This is a genomic window from Luteibaculum oceani, from assembly GCF_007995015.1.
Classification (GTDB): Bacteria; Bacteroidota; Bacteroidia; order Flavobacteriales_D; family Luteibaculaceae; genus Luteibaculum; species Luteibaculum oceani.
Genome location: NZ_VORB01000005.1, coordinates 26,120 through 41,848, shown reverse-complemented (window position 1 = coordinate 41,848; position 15,729 = coordinate 26,120). Strand labels below are relative to the sequence as shown.

14 protein-coding genes and 1 tRNA gene are annotated in these 15,729 nt (G+C 39.7%); 12 read left to right on the top strand and 3 right to left on the bottom strand.

The annotated features are described in order from the left end of the window. The first annotated feature begins 7 nt into the window (after nt 1–7). Together FRX97_RS06200 and FRX97_RS06195 are read left to right on the top strand one after the other, a co-directional pair. Nucleotides 8–868, top strand: coding sequence for a DMT family transporter (locus FRX97_RS06200; RefSeq protein WP_223266576.1), 861 nt, complete (start codon nt 8–10; stop codon nt 866–868). Continuing rightward, nucleotides 868–1,629 carry a YdcF family protein gene (locus FRX97_RS06195; protein ID WP_147014322.1) on the top strand — a complete coding sequence of 254 codons (762 nt, stop codon included), beginning with the start codon at nt 868–870 and terminating at the stop codon, nt 1,627–1,629. The genes FRX97_RS06200 and FRX97_RS06195 overlap by 1 nt, the downstream gene beginning before the upstream one ends. Here FRX97_RS06195 and ruvC read toward each other — a convergent pair. Beyond that, nucleotides 1,626–2,189 (bottom strand): crossover junction endodeoxyribonuclease RuvC, encoded by a 564-nt coding sequence (ruvC, locus tag FRX97_RS06190; RefSeq protein WP_147014531.1) that lies wholly within the window; start codon nt 2,187–2,189, stop codon nt 1,626–1,628. The genes FRX97_RS06195 and ruvC overlap by 4 nt on opposite strands. Before the next feature lie 123 nt (nt 2,190–2,312). Here ruvC and FRX97_RS06185 point away from each other — a divergent pair, with 123 nt between their 5' ends. Genes FRX97_RS06185 through FRX97_RS12350 form a run of 3 tightly spaced genes read left to right on the top strand, consistent with a single transcriptional unit; the run spans nt 2,313 to nt 5,203 of the window. Then, nucleotides 2,313–3,092: a lysylphosphatidylglycerol synthase transmembrane domain-containing protein gene (locus FRX97_RS06185; RefSeq protein ID WP_147014321.1), complete on the top strand. Its 780-nt coding sequence runs from the start codon at nt 2,313–2,315 to the stop codon at nt 3,090–3,092. Nucleotides 3,093–3,096: 4 nt separating this feature from the next. Beyond that, a complete protein-coding gene (locus FRX97_RS06180) occupies nt 3,097–4,146 on the top strand; it encodes a glycosyltransferase (RefSeq protein ID WP_147014320.1) in 1,050 nt (349 codons plus the stop codon). A gap of 4 nt (nt 4,147–4,150) precedes the next feature. Continuing rightward, nucleotides 4,151–5,203 carry an ABC transporter permease gene (locus tag FRX97_RS12350; RefSeq protein ID WP_223266575.1) on the top strand — a complete coding sequence of 351 codons (1,053 nt, stop codon included), beginning with the start codon at nt 4,151–4,153 and terminating at the stop codon, nt 5,201–5,203. Here FRX97_RS12350 and FRX97_RS06170 read toward each other — a convergent pair. Together FRX97_RS06170 and FRX97_RS06165 are read right to left on the bottom strand one after the other, a co-directional pair. After that, entirely contained in the window at nt 5,200–6,534 is a 1,335-nt protein-coding gene (locus FRX97_RS06170) for a TIGR00366 family protein (RefSeq protein WP_147014319.1), read from the bottom strand. The genes FRX97_RS12350 and FRX97_RS06170 overlap by 4 nt on opposite strands. A 3-nt stretch (nt 6,535–6,537) precedes the next feature. Next, nucleotides 6,538–7,431 (bottom strand): flavin reductase family protein, encoded by an 894-nt coding sequence (locus FRX97_RS06165; protein ID WP_147014318.1) that lies wholly within the window; start codon nt 7,429–7,431, stop codon nt 6,538–6,540. A 379-nt stretch (nt 7,432–7,810) separates the two neighbouring features. On the opposite strand from FRX97_RS06165, the gene FRX97_RS06160 reads away from it, so the two are divergent. The 7 genes from FRX97_RS06160 (at nt 7,811) to FRX97_RS06130 (ending at nt 15,702) form a co-directional block, all read left to right on the top strand. Beyond that, nucleotides 7,811–8,212, top strand: a complete 402-nt coding sequence (locus FRX97_RS06160; RefSeq protein ID WP_147014317.1) for an acyl-CoA thioesterase — start codon at nt 7,811–7,813, stop codon at nt 8,210–8,212. After that, nucleotides 8,209–8,883, top strand: a complete 675-nt coding sequence (locus FRX97_RS06155; protein ID WP_147014316.1) for a trimeric intracellular cation channel family protein — start codon at nt 8,209–8,211, stop codon at nt 8,881–8,883. Before FRX97_RS06160 ends, FRX97_RS06155 begins: the two co-directional genes overlap by 4 nt. A 119-nt stretch (nt 8,884–9,002) precedes the next feature. Then, nucleotides 9,003–9,087: transfer RNA gene (locus tag FRX97_RS06150), tRNA-Leu, on the top strand. Between the two features lie 73 nt (nt 9,088–9,160). Further along, nucleotides 9,161–10,504, top strand: a complete 1,344-nt coding sequence (gene tig / locus FRX97_RS06145) for a trigger factor (protein WP_147014315.1) — start codon at nt 9,161–9,163, stop codon at nt 10,502–10,504. 49 nt (nt 10,505–10,553) lie between these two features. Further along, nucleotides 10,554–11,219 carry an ATP-dependent Clp endopeptidase proteolytic subunit ClpP gene (gene clpP, locus FRX97_RS06140; RefSeq protein WP_191284421.1) on the top strand — a complete coding sequence of 222 codons (666 nt, stop codon included), beginning with the start codon at nt 10,554–10,556 and terminating at the stop codon, nt 11,217–11,219. 52 nt (nt 11,220–11,271) lie between these two features. Further along, nucleotides 11,272–12,510: an ATP-dependent Clp protease ATP-binding subunit ClpX gene (gene clpX, locus FRX97_RS06135; protein ID WP_147014313.1), complete on the top strand. Its 1,239-nt coding sequence runs from the start codon at nt 11,272–11,274 to the stop codon at nt 12,508–12,510. Nucleotides 12,511–12,747: 237 nt separating this feature from the next. Beyond that, entirely contained in the window at nt 12,748–15,702 is a 2,955-nt protein-coding gene (locus FRX97_RS06130; RefSeq protein WP_147014312.1) for a GEVED domain-containing protein, read from the top strand. Nucleotides 15,703–15,729 lie beyond the last annotated feature (27 nt).

The following is a 15,729-nucleotide window of genomic DNA, read 5'->3' as shown; positions in this document are numbered from 1 at the left end:
TTGCCCAATGCAATTAACGAGCCCGCAAAAGGGTCTGGTTTTTATGTTGATTTCTACCACGATGTTTGCCTTGGTAAATACTTTCGTGAAATTTCTGAATCACATACCGGCTCACGAACTAATATTTTTTCGATCTATAATTTCCCTTACGCTTTGCATTATTACCATTAAAAAAATGGGTTTGTCCATTTGGGGAAATAACAGAAAGTGGTTGGTAATTCGTGGATTCGCAGGGGTTACCGCACTTACCCTTTTCTTTATAACGCTGCAGAATATTTCCTTAGCCAATGCTGTCTCGATTCAGTATTTAAGTCCCTTATTTACCGCAATACTTGCCATTTTTCTACTCAAAGAGAAAGTAAAGCCTGCCCAGTGGGTGTATTTCGCTATGGCCATTTTGGGTGTTGTTATTATAAAAGGATTCGATAAAAATCTAAGTTGGTTTTATCTGGGCTTGGGAGTTTTGTCCTCCATCTTTGCCGGCTTGGCCTATAACGCAGTACGAAAATGTAAAGACACCGATAAACCCGTTCAGGTAGTATTGTATTTCCCTCTTATAGCAACTCCTATTATGGCTGTTTGGTGCCTTTTCGACTGGGTACAGCCACATGGGTGGGATTGGCTTTTTTTGCTAATTATTGGTGCCGGAACCCAGGTGGCGCAAATCTATATGACCAAGGCCTTGCATAGCGATGAAACCAGCAAAGTAACTCCGGTAAAATATATTGGTGCCATTTACGCCATTTTGATAGGTTATTTTGTTTTCGATGAGCGCTTATTGTTACTTAATATCGTGGGTATTTTTATCATTGTGGCGGCGGTTCTACTTAATAGTGGAGTTCATAAAATAAGGAGAAGAGTTAACTGATGTTTTTTGTAATAAGTAAGATCCTGCATTTTCTCGTTAAGCCTATATTATGGGTGTTTTTTGGAGGGTTATTTGGCGCTTGGAAAAAGAGAAATTCCAGAAAGTTCTGGCTGGGTTTTGTAATCATTTCCTACTTGTTTTCGAACCAGTTTTTGGTGGATTTTATTTTTCGTTCCTATGAGCCCGATCCAATAAAATACCACGAGATTCCTGCAGATGTTGAAGGGCTGATTTTGCTAGGGGGATTTTCATCGTATTTCCCCGATGCAGAAAGGCCAATATTCCGATCGTCTTCTGATAGGATAATGCAAAGCATTTTAATTTCAAGAGATAGAGGTTTAAAGCCGGTAATTATAACGGGAGGCTCTGGGAATATCTATAAGCCAAAAGAGAAGGAAGCTATTTTTATGGAGGCCTTTCTAGGTCAGGCTAAATTGGATACGGGTCAGTTTATATACGAGCCTGAATCAAGGAATACCTACCAGAATGCGGTAAATACTAAAAGAATTATTCAAGAAAATAATTGGGAAGGTAAAAAGTGGTTGTTGGTTACTTCTGCTTTTCACATGCCCAGGTCTTTGGCCTGTTTTAACAAAGAGAATATTTCGGTTTTCCCTTTTCCAGTAGACCATAAAGCGGGGCCCCCCAAACCCGATTTTGAATACATTTTATTTCCCTCTGTCGATGCTTTTCACAAATGGGAAACCCTTTTTCATGAATGGATAGGTTACACGGCTTACAAGCTAACAGGAAAAGCTTAACCCAACCGGTTGGGGTTGTTCTTTAAAAATGCACCCCAATTATTTTTCTTGTTTCCAGCTGGAATTTTGTTTTGCAGTGCATGGTGATGGCAAAGTGCAGCGGCCAACCCGTCGGTGGCATCCAGGTGTTGAGGTAATTCTTTTAGTCCAAAAATGTGCTTCAACATCCCAGCAACTTGTTCCTTAGATGCGGTTCCCGATCCTGTAATCGCAAGTTTAATCTGTTTGGGTGCGTACTCACTAATAGGAATTTCCCTTACCAATCCTGCTGCCATTGCTACTCCTTGGGCTCTCCCCAGTTTAAGCATAGACTGAACATTCTTACCGAAAAAGGGAGCTTCAATAGCTAGATGATCTGGGGTGTAACTGTTAATTAGGCCCGTTACTCGCTCAAAGATGGTTTTTAACTTCAACTCATGACTCTTGTATTTCGTCAGGTTGATAACACCGTAATTCACTAATTGTATCTTTGAGCCTCTTACGCTAATTACACCGTAACCCATAATTGTGGTTCCGGGGTCTATACCTAGAATTATTTGTTCAGAATTGGATTGCGCCATATAACTCACTACAAATCTACTAAGCCTTTGCTTAGAATTTTTCAATGGATAGCATTTCCATTAACAATTTGCTGCTTATTCTATTTTATCGGCTGGTCAAGATTAGAGCATGAATATTACGCATTGGATAAATTTTCCTGGTCCTTATTGGGGGTGTTGCTTTTGCTATTGCCTTTTAATCTTGGATTGGAAATTAATAAGGTGCTCAACTGTCTGAAATTTGCAAAGGTTGATTTGGATTCTAAGGCAGTGCAATTGGGAATAAGCAGAGGCTTGGCATTACGTTTTGGCCTACCGAATAAAATGGGACTTGCAGCCTCGGTATTGTGGGCTGCAGGAAGAAAGCAAAGTGTGAGTCTAATCTTGCCATTGGCGCTAAATAATATTTCTCAGATGTTTATGACCTTGTTGTTCGGGGCGGTCTCTTTAGTTATTTATTGGAAGGATATCTCTTTGGGAAACTGGAAATGGAATGGGCTTGCTTTTGGGATGATTATCGGAGCTTTGGTTTTGATATGGATGGCAAAAAGAAAATGGGAAATTTTCAATCAACCCATCAATGCTAGCCTTGTAATTCTTCTCGGAAGAGACTCCTTATTGCGATATGCCATTTTCACCTTTCAATTTGCGTTTGCAGCACACTATTTTTGTCCAGAATTGTCCTTGGTAGATCATTTACAAATCATCCCTTTAGTTTTTCTGGTCTCTACCATTATTCCAATTGGATTTGCAGGAAATGTAGGAGTGCGAGAAGGCGTTGCTGTGGGCGTTTATGCCATGTTAGGTTTTGAAAATGAAGGACTAATCCTCGCGTCGTTAATAGTGTGGCTGGTGAATCTTCTTTTACCGGCGATTATGGGATTTTTGATATATTTATTGAACAAGTCAACTGTAAAGAAATAGCAATTTGATCCCTCTAACATTGGTTTTTCTAGGTACGGTGTTCTACATACTCTGGCTTATAAATATATCTGAAAAAGATAGTAATGCGCCAGCGGTCTACACTGGAATTCCTGTGCCAACAATAATCGTTGCCGTTCACAATCAGGAAAAGGAATTGGAAGACTTTATCAATTCTCTAAGCGCCTTTGTTGATACCGACGTTAAGGCCATTTTTGTTTTTAATGGTTGTACCGATAATTCCGAAGAAATTATTCGTCGTCTAATAGGGCAAAATAAATATATCAGCGGGCAATTTATTAGCATTCCAGAACCTGATAAGAAGAAAGCTATTGAGGCAGCTGTAGATCACTGCGGGACACCCTGGTTTTGGTTATTAGATTGTGATGTTAGGTTTTATCCAACTCAACGGCTTTATGAATGTTTAGAGCGGGTGCCAACCGCAGATCTTATCATTCCATCCTTAGGATTGAAAACTAAAAATACCGCCCTCTGGTTAAGACCCTTTTTAAATTTCGAATGGAGATTACTGCAACGAATTACCCTCAATGTAAAATCTAGAGATAAGGCGGTAATGTGCAATGGAGCTCATTTGTTGGTGAGTACTAGTGCATTTTTAGAGGTCAAACCATACCAGAATAACTATCAATTTAAAACGGGTGATGACATTTTTTTACTGGATGCCTTTCAAAAAGACGGAAGAAGCATAGTCACGCTAAAAGACCAATCCTGGTGTTATACACGCGGTGTTAAAAATTATAGTGAATTTTTAAAGCAGCGAATTCGCTGGGCATCTAAGAACTTCGAGTTTAAACAAAGCCATTTTAGAATGGCCAAAGTTGTGGTTGGCATAAGAATGATTATTCCTTTTTTGGCGCTAAGTCAGTTTTTATGGTTTTGCCCGAGTGGTTTCCTTTTTTGTCTCCTATTTATTGCAGTTACCGAAAGTAGGGTCAGAAGCTCCCATTTTCTACTTGATGTTTTTTGTTCTTTTGCAATGCCCGTCCTTTATTTGCCAGTAGTAATAGGGGCAACCTTTAAACGATTTAAAATTTAAGTAATTGCTGATTTCCAGATTCATAGCCAAACTCAAAAAGGACCCTGCGGGAATATTTGGAGCTAGCATACTTTTAATCGCAATAATTGTCTCTGTTCTGGGAGCTAACATCCGTCCGGATGCCACTACTCATTCGAATAATCAACATCCAGAAATTGCAAAAATACCACCTGGTTCTAAGGTTGATTTTTTAAGTTTTGAAAAAGGGGAGAAGGCGTCTTTTTTTCAAAGATTATTTTTTGGTGGAGATATAGGCGTTTCTGAAATTCCAGTAGATACTTTTTGGGTGCAAAAAGGAACGGTTTTTTACCGTCGATGCACCACCAACGGACCCTTAATAAAAGTAGAGGAAAGGGAAATTGAGCAGCCGGTAGAGCTTGTTCAGAGGACTTTTTGGCTGGGTACTGATAAACTTGGAAGAGATGTACTATCTCGCCTAATGTCTGGTACACTGGTTTCTCTTTCAGTAGGATTGATTTCCGTAGTAATTTCTCTCTTAATAGGTGTTTTCCTCGGGGGCTTGGCAGGATATTTTGGCGGCTGGCTTGATGCCGCTATTATGTGGGTGGTAAACGTGGTTTGGTCCATCCCCACGTTACTTATGGTTATGGCTATTACCCTAGCATTAGGAAAGGGTTTTGTACAAGTATTTATTGCGGTTGGTTTAACCATGTGGGTAGAGGTCGCCCGTGTTACGAGAGGGCGCTTTATGGAAATAAAGCAATTAGATTACGTAATGGCCGCCCGATTATTTAATACCCCACCTTTAAAAATCATCTTTCGAGAAATGTTGCCCAATGCTGTGGGACCTTTGATTGTAATTGCAGCAGGAAATTTTTCTACAGCAATATTATTGGAGGCAGGATTGAGTTTCTTGGGTATCGGGGCTCAGGTGCCTATGGCATCTTGGGGGGGGATGATAAAAGATCACTTTTCTTATCTAACTACCGATGCGGCCTTTATACCTATAGTTCCAGGGGTAGCCATTATGCTTTTGGTGCTGTCTTTTATTTGGGTTGGGAATACACTTCGGGATACTACCGATGTTAAGGCCTAAAATAATAAGACTACCGTTCCGTAAACCACAAATCCAACCAAAAAATACTTAATTGTATACGGGAGTAATTTTCCAACCTTCACTCTGGTAATAGCTAAAAGAGGTAGGGCCCAAAAGGGTTGTAGCATGTTTGTTAGTTGATCGCCATAGGCCAATGCTAGAATCCCCTTTTCTACTGCAATTCCGAATTGTTGGCAGCTTTCAAGGATAATGGGACCTTGTATCATCCATTGTCCTCCGCCGCTTGGTACAAACAGGTTTACCAATCCAGCACTTAAAAAAGTAAAGAATGGGAGGCTGTTTTCAGTAGAAATTGAGGTGAAAAAGTTGGCAATAGAAAGTGCCATGCCGCTACTATTCATAAGCCCCATTATGGCAAAGTAAATGGGGAATTGAATGAGTATTCCGCTTGTACCTGATATGGCTTCGTTAAGGGCTTTGGAAAATCTACTTAAACTGCCGTGTGCAATAAAAGCCATGGCTAGCAAGCAGAAATTGATAAAGTTGGGATTGAGAAATTTTAAACCCGAGTACTGCTGGGCAATCATTTCCGCTGCTAAAATTAATAAGACTCCCAAAATCCAGGCGAAATAAGTACTGCCGTCTAATCCTTTTGAAGCTTTTTGCTCAATGACTTTTTCGTCTTTGAGGCTTTCTTTGGCTCCGCACCCTGGATTTCTTTTCCCGAGAAAATACCCTGTTAGTAAAACAGCGGAAAAAATAAGGCCGAAATTCAAAAGGTTTACACTGCTAAAGATGGTGGATGAAATGTCAATAAGAGCATCTGTGTCGTACAGATGGGGTGCTAGAGAATTCAGGTGACCAGCTTCCGCTACTTTTAACAAGCTAGATCCCGAAAGTCCACCATGCCAAACCAATAACCCGGTGTATCCAGAGGCGGCTATTAATCCAGGATTTCGGCTAATCCCCTTTCTAGCTAATTCGTCTATGAAGGATTTTGCAATAATGGCACCCATAACCAATCCGAAGCCCCAATTAATAAAGCCTGCTATCATCGCCGCGGCAGCGGTGATTACAACTGCTTGTTGGTTGTTTTTACCAAGCTGCGTTAATTTTTTGATTTGACCTTTACAAGGCTCGGAAAGTGCGATAATGTGCCCCAGAACCAACATCAAGCTCATTTGTACCAAGAAGGCCAGCGCACTTGAAGACCACATTCCCTCGTAGGCCCAGTTAAAAGTATTTTCTAAATGATTATGCCAGTCTGTTTCCGAAGGTTTGTATAAAAACAGGGCTGAAAGAAATACAAATAAGAAAAGTACCCAAGCGATGGCTAGGGGGGAAGGGATTTTGGATTTGGGGGTTTTCATGGATTAATTATTAAAAGCCAATAAGGTTTTCCAAGCTTCCTCTACTTTACCTTCTTCCAATTGTTTATGTGCTAATTTGTGAAGTGCTATTTCTAATTTTTCAGGTTCGTCCTCAAGCTCCACAAAAAGATCACTTAACTCAACCAATTTATAGTCGTTAACATCCGTCTCATCTGGAAGTTGCTCTACATTTCCCAGCATACCAAGATCGTTTCCAGTAAGGTGTTTGGATAACCTGATCTCTTCTGGAATAGCATCAACCCCAATACCAAGTGTGGTTAAAGGTTTGGGTACTTCGAAAAGAGCATCTCCAAAGCCTTTTGAGTACCAGTTCGCTCCCATTCTTCCAACCAAGCCAATTTTATGTTGGTCTATTTTGCCGTTTTCATCGAGAACGTCCTCATTAACATGCATTAAAACAACCTCAGCTAAAATTAAATTTCCCGCTCCTCCTTGGTTTCCAAGTTCTATTACCTCTTTAACCTTGCACTCGAACTGAACAGGGGACTCTTTTACCCTTTTAGATTTAATTTTCTCGCTATCGACAGGGGTTAATCCAGCTTTTACAAATTCGCTTACTCCTTCTGGATACTCAGTACTGGCAAGCGAAGTTTGTTGTACTATGTCATAATTAACCACATTTATACAGCACTCCATGGTTTTTTTTATGTTCTCATAGGTGTGTTTTGTGGTATTGTCTCTTCCTCTTCGTGCCGGTGAAAATATTAGCATGGGAGGATTAGCACTAAAAACATTAAAAAATGAGAATGGAGCTAGGTTTGGGTTTCCGTTTTCATCAACAGTACTTGCGAAAGCTATGGGCCTTGGGCCAACGCTTCCAAGAAGTAATCCATGTAGTTGAGGTACGGGTATATCTGATGGTATAATGGTTTTCATTCTATTTATTTTAAAGTGGCTAAAATACAAAGTGAATGGAAGCAAAAAATGTTTTTTGCTAACCCAGTAGGAGAAGTGGATATGGAAAAAGAAGTGATCTGAAAATTAAATTTTCCAAAAGGGTAGGAAAATAGAGAATTTTGGTTTTAGATTTGTGCTCTCATTAAAGCAATGAAAAACAACAGCAGAAATTATTGTATGTCTATGTGTCGCAAGTTTAAACCTAACGGTAAACTTGGAAATGGACTACTATGCTGAAATTTTAGATAGATTTTAACCAAACATAGAAAGCCTTTCCAAGTCCAATGGAAAGGCTTTTTTTATTAGGGGCCTTTCTGATCAGAAAGGCCCTTTTTATTTAACCAAAACAGAAAGTAAAATGCAAGCAGCAAAGAAACAAGATGCACAAGTTTACACCTTCACCGTGTTTCCAGAGTTTTTGAATTATGCCGGGACGCTTTTCGGAGGAAAACTTTTATCCGAAATGGATCTGGCCGCTAGTAATTGTGCTCGTCGTGCTTTGTATGGATCTGGATGTGATGGTTTAGTTACGGCCCACGTTGGGGAAGTGAACTTTTTAACGCCTGCCTACTTGGGAGATATCGTAGAGTTGCACACCGACGTGCTAGAATGGGGAAATACTTCGGTAAAGGTTGGTATAAAAGCTATTAAAGAGGAGGTTAACGGTCAGCGAAGGACCATTTGCGATGCATTTTTTGTTTTTGTGGCATTGCAGAAAGGAAAACCATTTAAGCACAAACTAAAACCAGTTGGGCCATGACGAAGGAGTTTATCTATTTCGCAGATTTATTTGGTGCCTACTTTTTTAGTATCAGTGGTGCGCTTATTGCTAGACGTTATGGTAAACTAGACGCCTTTGGTATAGGCTTTGTCGCGTTGCTTACTGCGGTGGGTGGTGGAACTGTGCGCGATTGGCTACTTAATGCGTACCCCATAGCGTGGATTCAACAAGATGGTTACCTAATTAGCATAGTACTAGGGGTTGTTACGGCCTTTGTTTTAACGAAATCCTTAAGCAAGCTAAACCGATTGATTAATGTGGTAGACACTCTGGGGGTTGCTTTTTTTGCAATGGCTGGATTGGAAAAGAGTTTGCATTTTGAAGCGGGACCAGTCGCAGCAATTTTTCTAGGGATGCTTTCGGGAACTTGTGGAGGTATTCTAAGAGACATCACATGTAACGAAATACCTAGGATTTTCAGATCAGAATGGTATGCTACTTTATTATTGGGAGGTGGATTAATTAAGGTGCTGCTGCAATTCGGATTAGAAGTAGATCCTTTTAAAGCGAGTATCGCGGGGTGCATCGTAATTATCCTGGCCAGATTGTATGTGTTGGGGCACTTTAGAAAGTTGAGGAAGCGAATAGGAATGAAAATCCAGAAATTTCGAAAAAAAATTGGGGCGTTAAGAGCATTAAATTACCAATGAATCGGGTTGTTGGTGGAGGATAGTATTTCTAAGCGAGAAAAAAGTGAAATAAAAATGATATTTCTCTTTTTCGTTTTTAGAAAATATCTATCTTTGCAGTCCGAAATTTTTCGGAATACGCGGATGTGGTGAAATTGGTAGACACGCTAGACTTAGGATCTAGTGCCGTGAGGTGTGTGGGTTCGAGTCCCTCCATCCGCACCAAAGAAAGTTTTAAAAAGGGCCTCGAGAATCGAGGCCTTTTTAGTTTTATATAAGTCCAAAGCAAGAACAGAGTATGAAGGTTGATTTGAATAAAATTGACGAGTTAAATGGAGAGTTAACCATTGAGCTAAAGCCAGAAGATTACAACAGTAACTTCGAAAACGCGGTTCAGCGTTATAGAAAGCAAGCCCAATTTCCTGGTTTTCGTCCTGGAAAGGTGCCTGCAAGCTTAATCAAAAAGAAGTATGGAAAGTCTCTTTTAGCCGAGGAGGTTAACAATGTAATCAACCAACAAATTAGCGGTTACATTAAAGAGAATAATCTTCCTGTTCTTGGACAACCGCTTCCAAAAGAAGGGGCCGAAGAAGGAGATTGGGAAAATCCAGCCGACTTTAAATTCGTTTTTGAATTAGGTCTTGCTCCAGAATTCGATGTAAAACTGTCGAAAAGAGAGAAGTACACCTGGTATACGATTAAGCCAGATGAAAAATTAATCAACCAACAAGTTGAAGATTACGCACGACGCTACGGTAAACTTAGCGAGCCAGAGCAATCTGAAGATAAAGATATGTTGGTGGTAGACCTTGTTGAGCTTTCTGAGGATGGAAGCATTCTAGAAGGTGGAATTCTAGCAAGTACTACAATAAGCCTAGAGCACCTTAAAAACGAAGGTGAAAAGAAAAAGTTGATCGGTCTTAAAGCTGATGATACCGTTGAAGTGGATCCAAAAAACCTAGCTGAAGACGACAACGATTTGATGCGCATGTTGGGAATTGAAGAAAACCAAATTCCTGCGCTTTCAAAGAAATTCCAACTTAAGGTTAAGGAAATCAGAAGAATGATGCCTGCTGAGTTGAATGAGGAATTGTTCTCTAAGATTTTTGGGGAAAACGTTAAGACTGAAGAGGAATTTAGAGCTGAAATCGAAAAGAGAATCGCTGCAGAATTAGAGCAAGAATCTAAGCGTTTGTTCAAAAAGCAAATGTCTGAGAAGATGCTTGACAAGCTTAAGCTAACGCTTCCAGATGATTTCTTAAAGCGTTGGATTAAAGTTTCTAACGAGAAACCAATTAGCGACGAGCAGCTTGAGAAAGATTATCCTCACTATGCCGATAACCTTAAATGGCAATTGGTAGAGAATAAGATCATTGAGGGTAACGATTTAAAAGTAGAGCACGAAGAGCTAGTTGAGCATACCAAACAAACGCTTGCTAAGCATTTTGCTATGTATGGCATTACTCAAAGCGACGAGGAGTTAACCAAAGCTGCGAGTAATGTGCTTAACGACCAAAAGGAAGCACGTCGTTTATACGATGAAATGTTTGAAGAGAAGATCGTAAACTTTGTTAAGGACAATACGAAGGTCGAAGAAAAGGAAGTAACATTTGACGAGTTTATCGAAATTGCGAAAGGGTAATTCGCCTATATTTCGACAACAATAACAGACTCAAATAGTTATTTTAATCATGGACGGAAAAGAATTTAGAAAATACGCAACTAAGCATAAAGGAATAAACGGAAACGCTTTAGATCAGTACATCGATGCATCTATGACTCCCTATATTATAGAGGAGCGACAACTAAATGTGGCGCAGATGGATGTTTTTTCGAGATTAATGATGGATAGAATCATTTTCCTCGGAACGGGTGTAAACGATCAAATGGCAAACGTTATCCAAGCGCAATTGCTGTTTTTAGAATCTGTCGATGCTAAAAAAGACATCCAAATTTACTTGAATTCACCAGGTGGTTCTGTTTATGCCGGTTTAGGCATCTACGACACCATGCAGTATATCACCCCAGATGTGGCTACCATATGTACGGGAATGGCGGCTTCTATGGGAGCTGTACTTCTATGTGCAGGTGAGAAAGGGAAGAGAACTGCCCTTAAGCATTCAAGAATTATGATTCACCAACCGATGAGCGGAACGCAAGGTCAGGTTTCTGATATGGAAATTGCGCTTAAAGAAACCGTAAAGGTTAGAGATGAGTTATATAATATACTTGCTAATCATACAGGTAAAACGTTTGAGCAAATTTCAAAAGACTCCGATCGCGATTTCTGGATGTCAAGTGAAGAAGCCAAGAAATACGGTATGATTGACGAGGTTTTGGTCAGGAACAAAAAATAAGCCGTAAATTTATACACTAACCAAAAAAGCTCTTGCGCCCAGAATATAAATTATGGCAAACAACGATCAAGAATTAAAATGCTCATTTTGTGGCACTCCAAAGTCACAAACTAAGCTATTGATTGCCGGTATCAACGGGCATATATGTGATAATTGTATCACGCAGGCAGCTCAAATTGTTAACGAAGAATTTGTAGAGGCTAACCGCAAGGAAATTTCCGACCAAATAAAACTTCGTAAACCAAAGGACATCAAAAGCTTTTTAGATCAGCACATTATCGGCCAAGAAAAAGCCAAACAAGTTCTTTCGGTTGCGGTATACAATCACTATAAAAGATTACTCCAAAAGTCAGATGCCAACGATATCGAGATAGAAAAATCTAATATTCTTTTGGTGGGGCAAACAGGTACGGGTAAAACCTTGCTTGCGAAAACCATTGCTAAATTATTGGATGTTCCTTTTTGTATTGCCGATGCTACTGTTTTAACGGAAGCTGGTTATGTTGGAGAAGATGTGGAAAGCATCTTAAGTAGATTGCTTCAAGCTGCCGATTACGATGTGGCTAAAGCGGAAAAAGGTATTGTATTTATTGACGAGATTGATAAAATTGCTCGTAAAGGAGATAATGCTTCCATTACCAGAGATGTTTCCGGTGAAGGTGTTCAGCAAGCTTTATTAAAACTCCTAGAAGGTGCAACGGTAAATGTACCACCACAAGGAGGAAGGAAACATCCCGAGCAGAAGATGATTTCGGTAAATACCAAAAACATCCTATTTGTAGCCGGTGGGGCATTTGCAGATATCGATAAGATTATCATGAAGAGGGTTAATAAAAACCCAATTGGTTATGCTAGTCATGATGATAGAGAAAACTTCGACGAAAACAATATCCTCCAATATATCTCCCCAACTGATCTCCGTACTTTTGGTTTGATTCCTGAATTAATCGGAAGATTCCCAGTGCTTTCGCATCTAAACCCACTTGATGAGGGTAGCTTGCTTAGAATTTTAACCGAGCCTAAAAATGCACTTATCCGTCAGTACGAAAAGATTTTCGAGATGGATAAAATTAAAATCAGTTTCGAGAAGAGTGTGCTAGACTACATTGTAGAAAAGGCAATAGAATTTGAGCTGGGAGCACGTGGATTAAGGTCTATCTGCGAAATCATCATGAACGAAGCAATGTACCGACTTCCGTCTGAAGATTTTACTGGAGAATTTAAAGTGACATTAGACTATGCTAAAGGGCAATTCGAGAATTCGGATATGGCCAAGTTAAAAGTAGCTTAGCATAGGTTTTCAATAAAGATTTAAAGGGTAACAATCTAAAATTGTTACCCTTTTTGTTGTCATAACCATCATCGGTTATAGATTGGGATGTGTGGTCATTATTCTATTTCGGTAGTAGAGGGATTTCTTCGCTTAATCGTAAAAGCTAAACCTCTTAGCACTTAAAATTCGTATTTCAATAGATAAGTGGTTTGAAATCAACGTAACAAGACAGTAATCTTGTTCTAATTCGACATTATGAGAACCTTAACTTTAATTCTACTATTGGGCTTTTTGCCTGCATTCCTAATAGCGCAAAACAATTATTGCCAACCAAAAGGAGGAAGTCCATGTAATTTTCAGTGGATAGAGACTTTTTCGTGTAATAATGTTCTCCAGAACGATGGTTATTGCGATAGGGAAGATAATGATGAAACCGCTCCAGGGTTTAATCCAGATGGATATAGTGACTATTCTGATTTTGTAGTGATTTTCACCCCAGGACAGGTTACTACCGCAGTTTTAACAGTGGATGGTAACGTATTCGATGAAATTTCTGGCTGGATAGATTGGGACAATAGCGGAACCTTTGATACAGACGAAATAATAACCTTTAGGGGAGAGAGTACGGTGGTTAATGAGATGACCGCCGTAATTACCGTCCCATCCGATGCGGTACAGGATTCGGTGATACTAGGAGGGTTTAGAATTAAACAAGATTTCTTAGAACCTATAACTGACCCCTGTGCTGATATAGGTAATGGGGAAATAGAAGATTACTCTTTTATTGTGACCAATAGTGGAACTACTGATGGGGGAGCTAATGACTATTGCTCCGCAAGAGGTGATAGTCCTTGTAATTTTCAATGGATAGAGACCTTTACTTGTAAGAATGTAATTCAAGATGATGGATATTGCGATAGAGAAGATAACGATGAAACGGCTCCCGATTTCGACCCAGACGGTTACAGCGATTACTCTGATTTTACGGTGATTTTTGCTCCGGGAGAGGTGGTTACAGCAACTTTAACTGTGGACGGGAATGTATTTGATGAAATATCGGGATGGCTAGATTGGGATAATAGTGGTACCTGGGATAATGATGAAATAATCACTTTTAGAGGAGAGAGCACTGTGGTCAATGAAATGACTGCAATTATTACAGTACCTCAGGATGCTGTTGAGGGAGTGCATATTATTGGTGGTTTCAGAATTAAACAAGATTTTCTTGAACCTATAACAGATCCATGTGCTGATATAGGTAATGGGGAAATAGAAGACTATTCTTTTATTGTAATTCCACCAGATAACATTGGTTGTGCCAGTTCATTTATTCCCCAAGATTCCACACAAAATATTTGTACTTCAACCCAGTTATCATGGGGGGCTGTCTCTGGAGCGAGTTCATATCAACTATTGGTTCTAGACTCATCGGGAGATACTATAGATTCAAAGCAAGTTTCAGATACAAACCTTTTCGTAACTGGTCTAAGGGCTTCTGAAGCCTACAAATGGATAGTAAAGCCAATAGATGACCAAGGAAGAAAGTCCTTCGGATGCGATACTCTTACTTTTTTTACTGCAGATGCTGCGGATCCAACCGTTTCTTTTAGTCCAGATTCTGTAGATGTTTGTGAGGGAAGACCCTTGGTCTTAAATCCTACTATAACCGGTGGGGGAACTTTAAGTTATAACTGGTCAGGTGATTTAAGTCTTTTAAGTGATCCAGCAGTTGATAATCCAGTTTTCAATTCAGAACTCCCAGAATTTTTTAAGTATTCACTTCAGGTATCAAATCAATATGGCTGTTCTAATTCAGACTCCTTGGTGGTACAGGTTTTCGAAAAGGGAAAAGTGGTAAATGCTTCTGTTAACTCCAGAGAAATTTGCTTCGGTGAAGATTTAATTCTCACCCTCGATTTTGAAGCGGATAGTCTTAACTTTTTAAAGCAAAGTCAGAATGGAATGGAGGATGTTAGTCCTCTTAATCAACTTGGCGACCAGTACATTTTTAACGATGTGGATACGGTAATTTACGGGGTAGAGTTGTTTGCAAACGGTTGCGCTGATACCGCTTGGCTGGATACTGTGGTTTTTTTACCTCAGCTAGAGATTCCTGAAATAATTTTTGAAAACCCAGACTCCTTAGGGCCATGTCCGGGTGAAGATTATCTTATTAGGGTTAATAATTATACCGACTTCCTAAGCTGGAGTAATGGAGCATCTGGAGATTCCATATTTGTAAATGAAACCACGAATTTAACTGTAACCTACGATGATGGCTGTGTGATTTCTACGGATACGAGTTTTACCTTCGACGAAGTTCCAAATACTATTTTATTGGCGATTGACAGAAGTCCGGCCCTGCTTTGTGAGGGGGATTCTATTGAGGTGTCTCATGGAATTGGAATAGATGGTTTTGTATGGTATGATGGCGATGATTCCAGCTTAAGCAAATGGGTAAAAGATACCACGCTTATATATGTGGACTTTATTTCAGACCGTGGATGTGTAAAGGTTTCCGATTCGGTACAGTTTAATTTTAAGCCCTTCCCAGAGCAAGCTCAAATAAGCAGTTTATTACCGCTAGACTCTCTATGTGAAGGGGATGTAACCGAGTTGGTTAGTACGGATAGTATTTACGATTTACTTTGGAATACTGGAGCATCCACACCAAGTATACTGGTTTCTGATTCTGGGAAATACTGGTTGGAATCCTTCAATGGTAATTGTAAGACCATTTCTGACACGCTTAGGGTAGATTTTGGAGTTATTCCTCCTCAGAGTAGTATCAGTCAGGTGGTATCTGGCGAAGACTCATTAATATCTTTCCATGTGGCTGATCATTACGATTGGTATGCCGAAGGGCAGTTACTTACTTTTGATGAGAGAATTATTCCTTTTGTAAACGAGGTAACCTATACGGTGCAATTGCGCAGTAGTAGAGGTTGTTTAGGGCCTATGTCCGAATCCTTTTTCAAAAATGCTACCAGTATTTCTGAGTTTCAGGAATATGGGTTTGTGATATATAAAGAGGCTGGTAGAAGCAAGGTTAAGAATCAACGCCCTTTTGAAGCTAGTCTTTATACCATAGATGGTCGACTAATAAAAAAGCTTGGCAGTACTTTTGTTTTTGAATGGGATAATCAGGGGCCAGTACTCTTAAGCCTAACCCTTGTAAATGGCAAACAGGTAGTCTTAAAAGTTGATTAACCAATATCTTAGTGTACCATATTGCAA

What these genes read in the sequence shown, in the direction of transcription:
- FRX97_RS06200 (WP_223266576.1), top strand. Translation starts at nt 8, where the DNA reads ATGCAATTAACGAGCCCGCAAAAGGGTCTGGTTTTTATGTTGATTTCT.
- FRX97_RS06195 (WP_147014322.1), top strand. Translation starts at nt 868, where the DNA reads ATGTTTTTTGTAATAAGTAAGATCCTGCATTTTCTCGTTAAGCCTATA.
- ruvC (WP_147014531.1), bottom strand. Translation starts at nt 2,189, where the DNA reads ATGGCGCAATCCAATTCTGAACAAATAATTCTAGGTATAGACCCCGGA.
- FRX97_RS06170 (WP_147014319.1), bottom strand. Translation starts at nt 6,534, where the DNA reads ATGAAAACCCCCAAATCCAAAATCCCTTCCCCCCTAGCCATCGCTTGG.
- FRX97_RS06165 (WP_147014318.1), bottom strand. Translation starts at nt 7,431, where the DNA reads ATGAAAACCATTATACCATCAGATATACCCGTACCTCAACTACATGGA.
- FRX97_RS06160 (WP_147014317.1), top strand. Translation starts at nt 7,811, where the DNA reads ATGCAAGCAGCAAAGAAACAAGATGCACAAGTTTACACCTTCACCGTG.
- FRX97_RS06155 (WP_147014316.1), top strand. Translation starts at nt 8,209, where the DNA reads ATGACGAAGGAGTTTATCTATTTCGCAGATTTATTTGGTGCCTACTTT.
- tig (WP_147014315.1), top strand. Translation starts at nt 9,161, where the DNA reads ATGAAGGTTGATTTGAATAAAATTGACGAGTTAAATGGAGAGTTAACC.
- clpP (WP_191284421.1), top strand. Translation starts at nt 10,554, where the DNA reads ATGGACGGAAAAGAATTTAGAAAATACGCAACTAAGCATAAAGGAATA.
- clpX (WP_147014313.1), top strand. Translation starts at nt 11,272, where the DNA reads ATGGCAAACAACGATCAAGAATTAAAATGCTCATTTTGTGGCACTCCA.
- FRX97_RS06130 (WP_147014312.1), top strand. Translation starts at nt 12,748, where the DNA reads ATGAGAACCTTAACTTTAATTCTACTATTGGGCTTTTTGCCTGCATTC.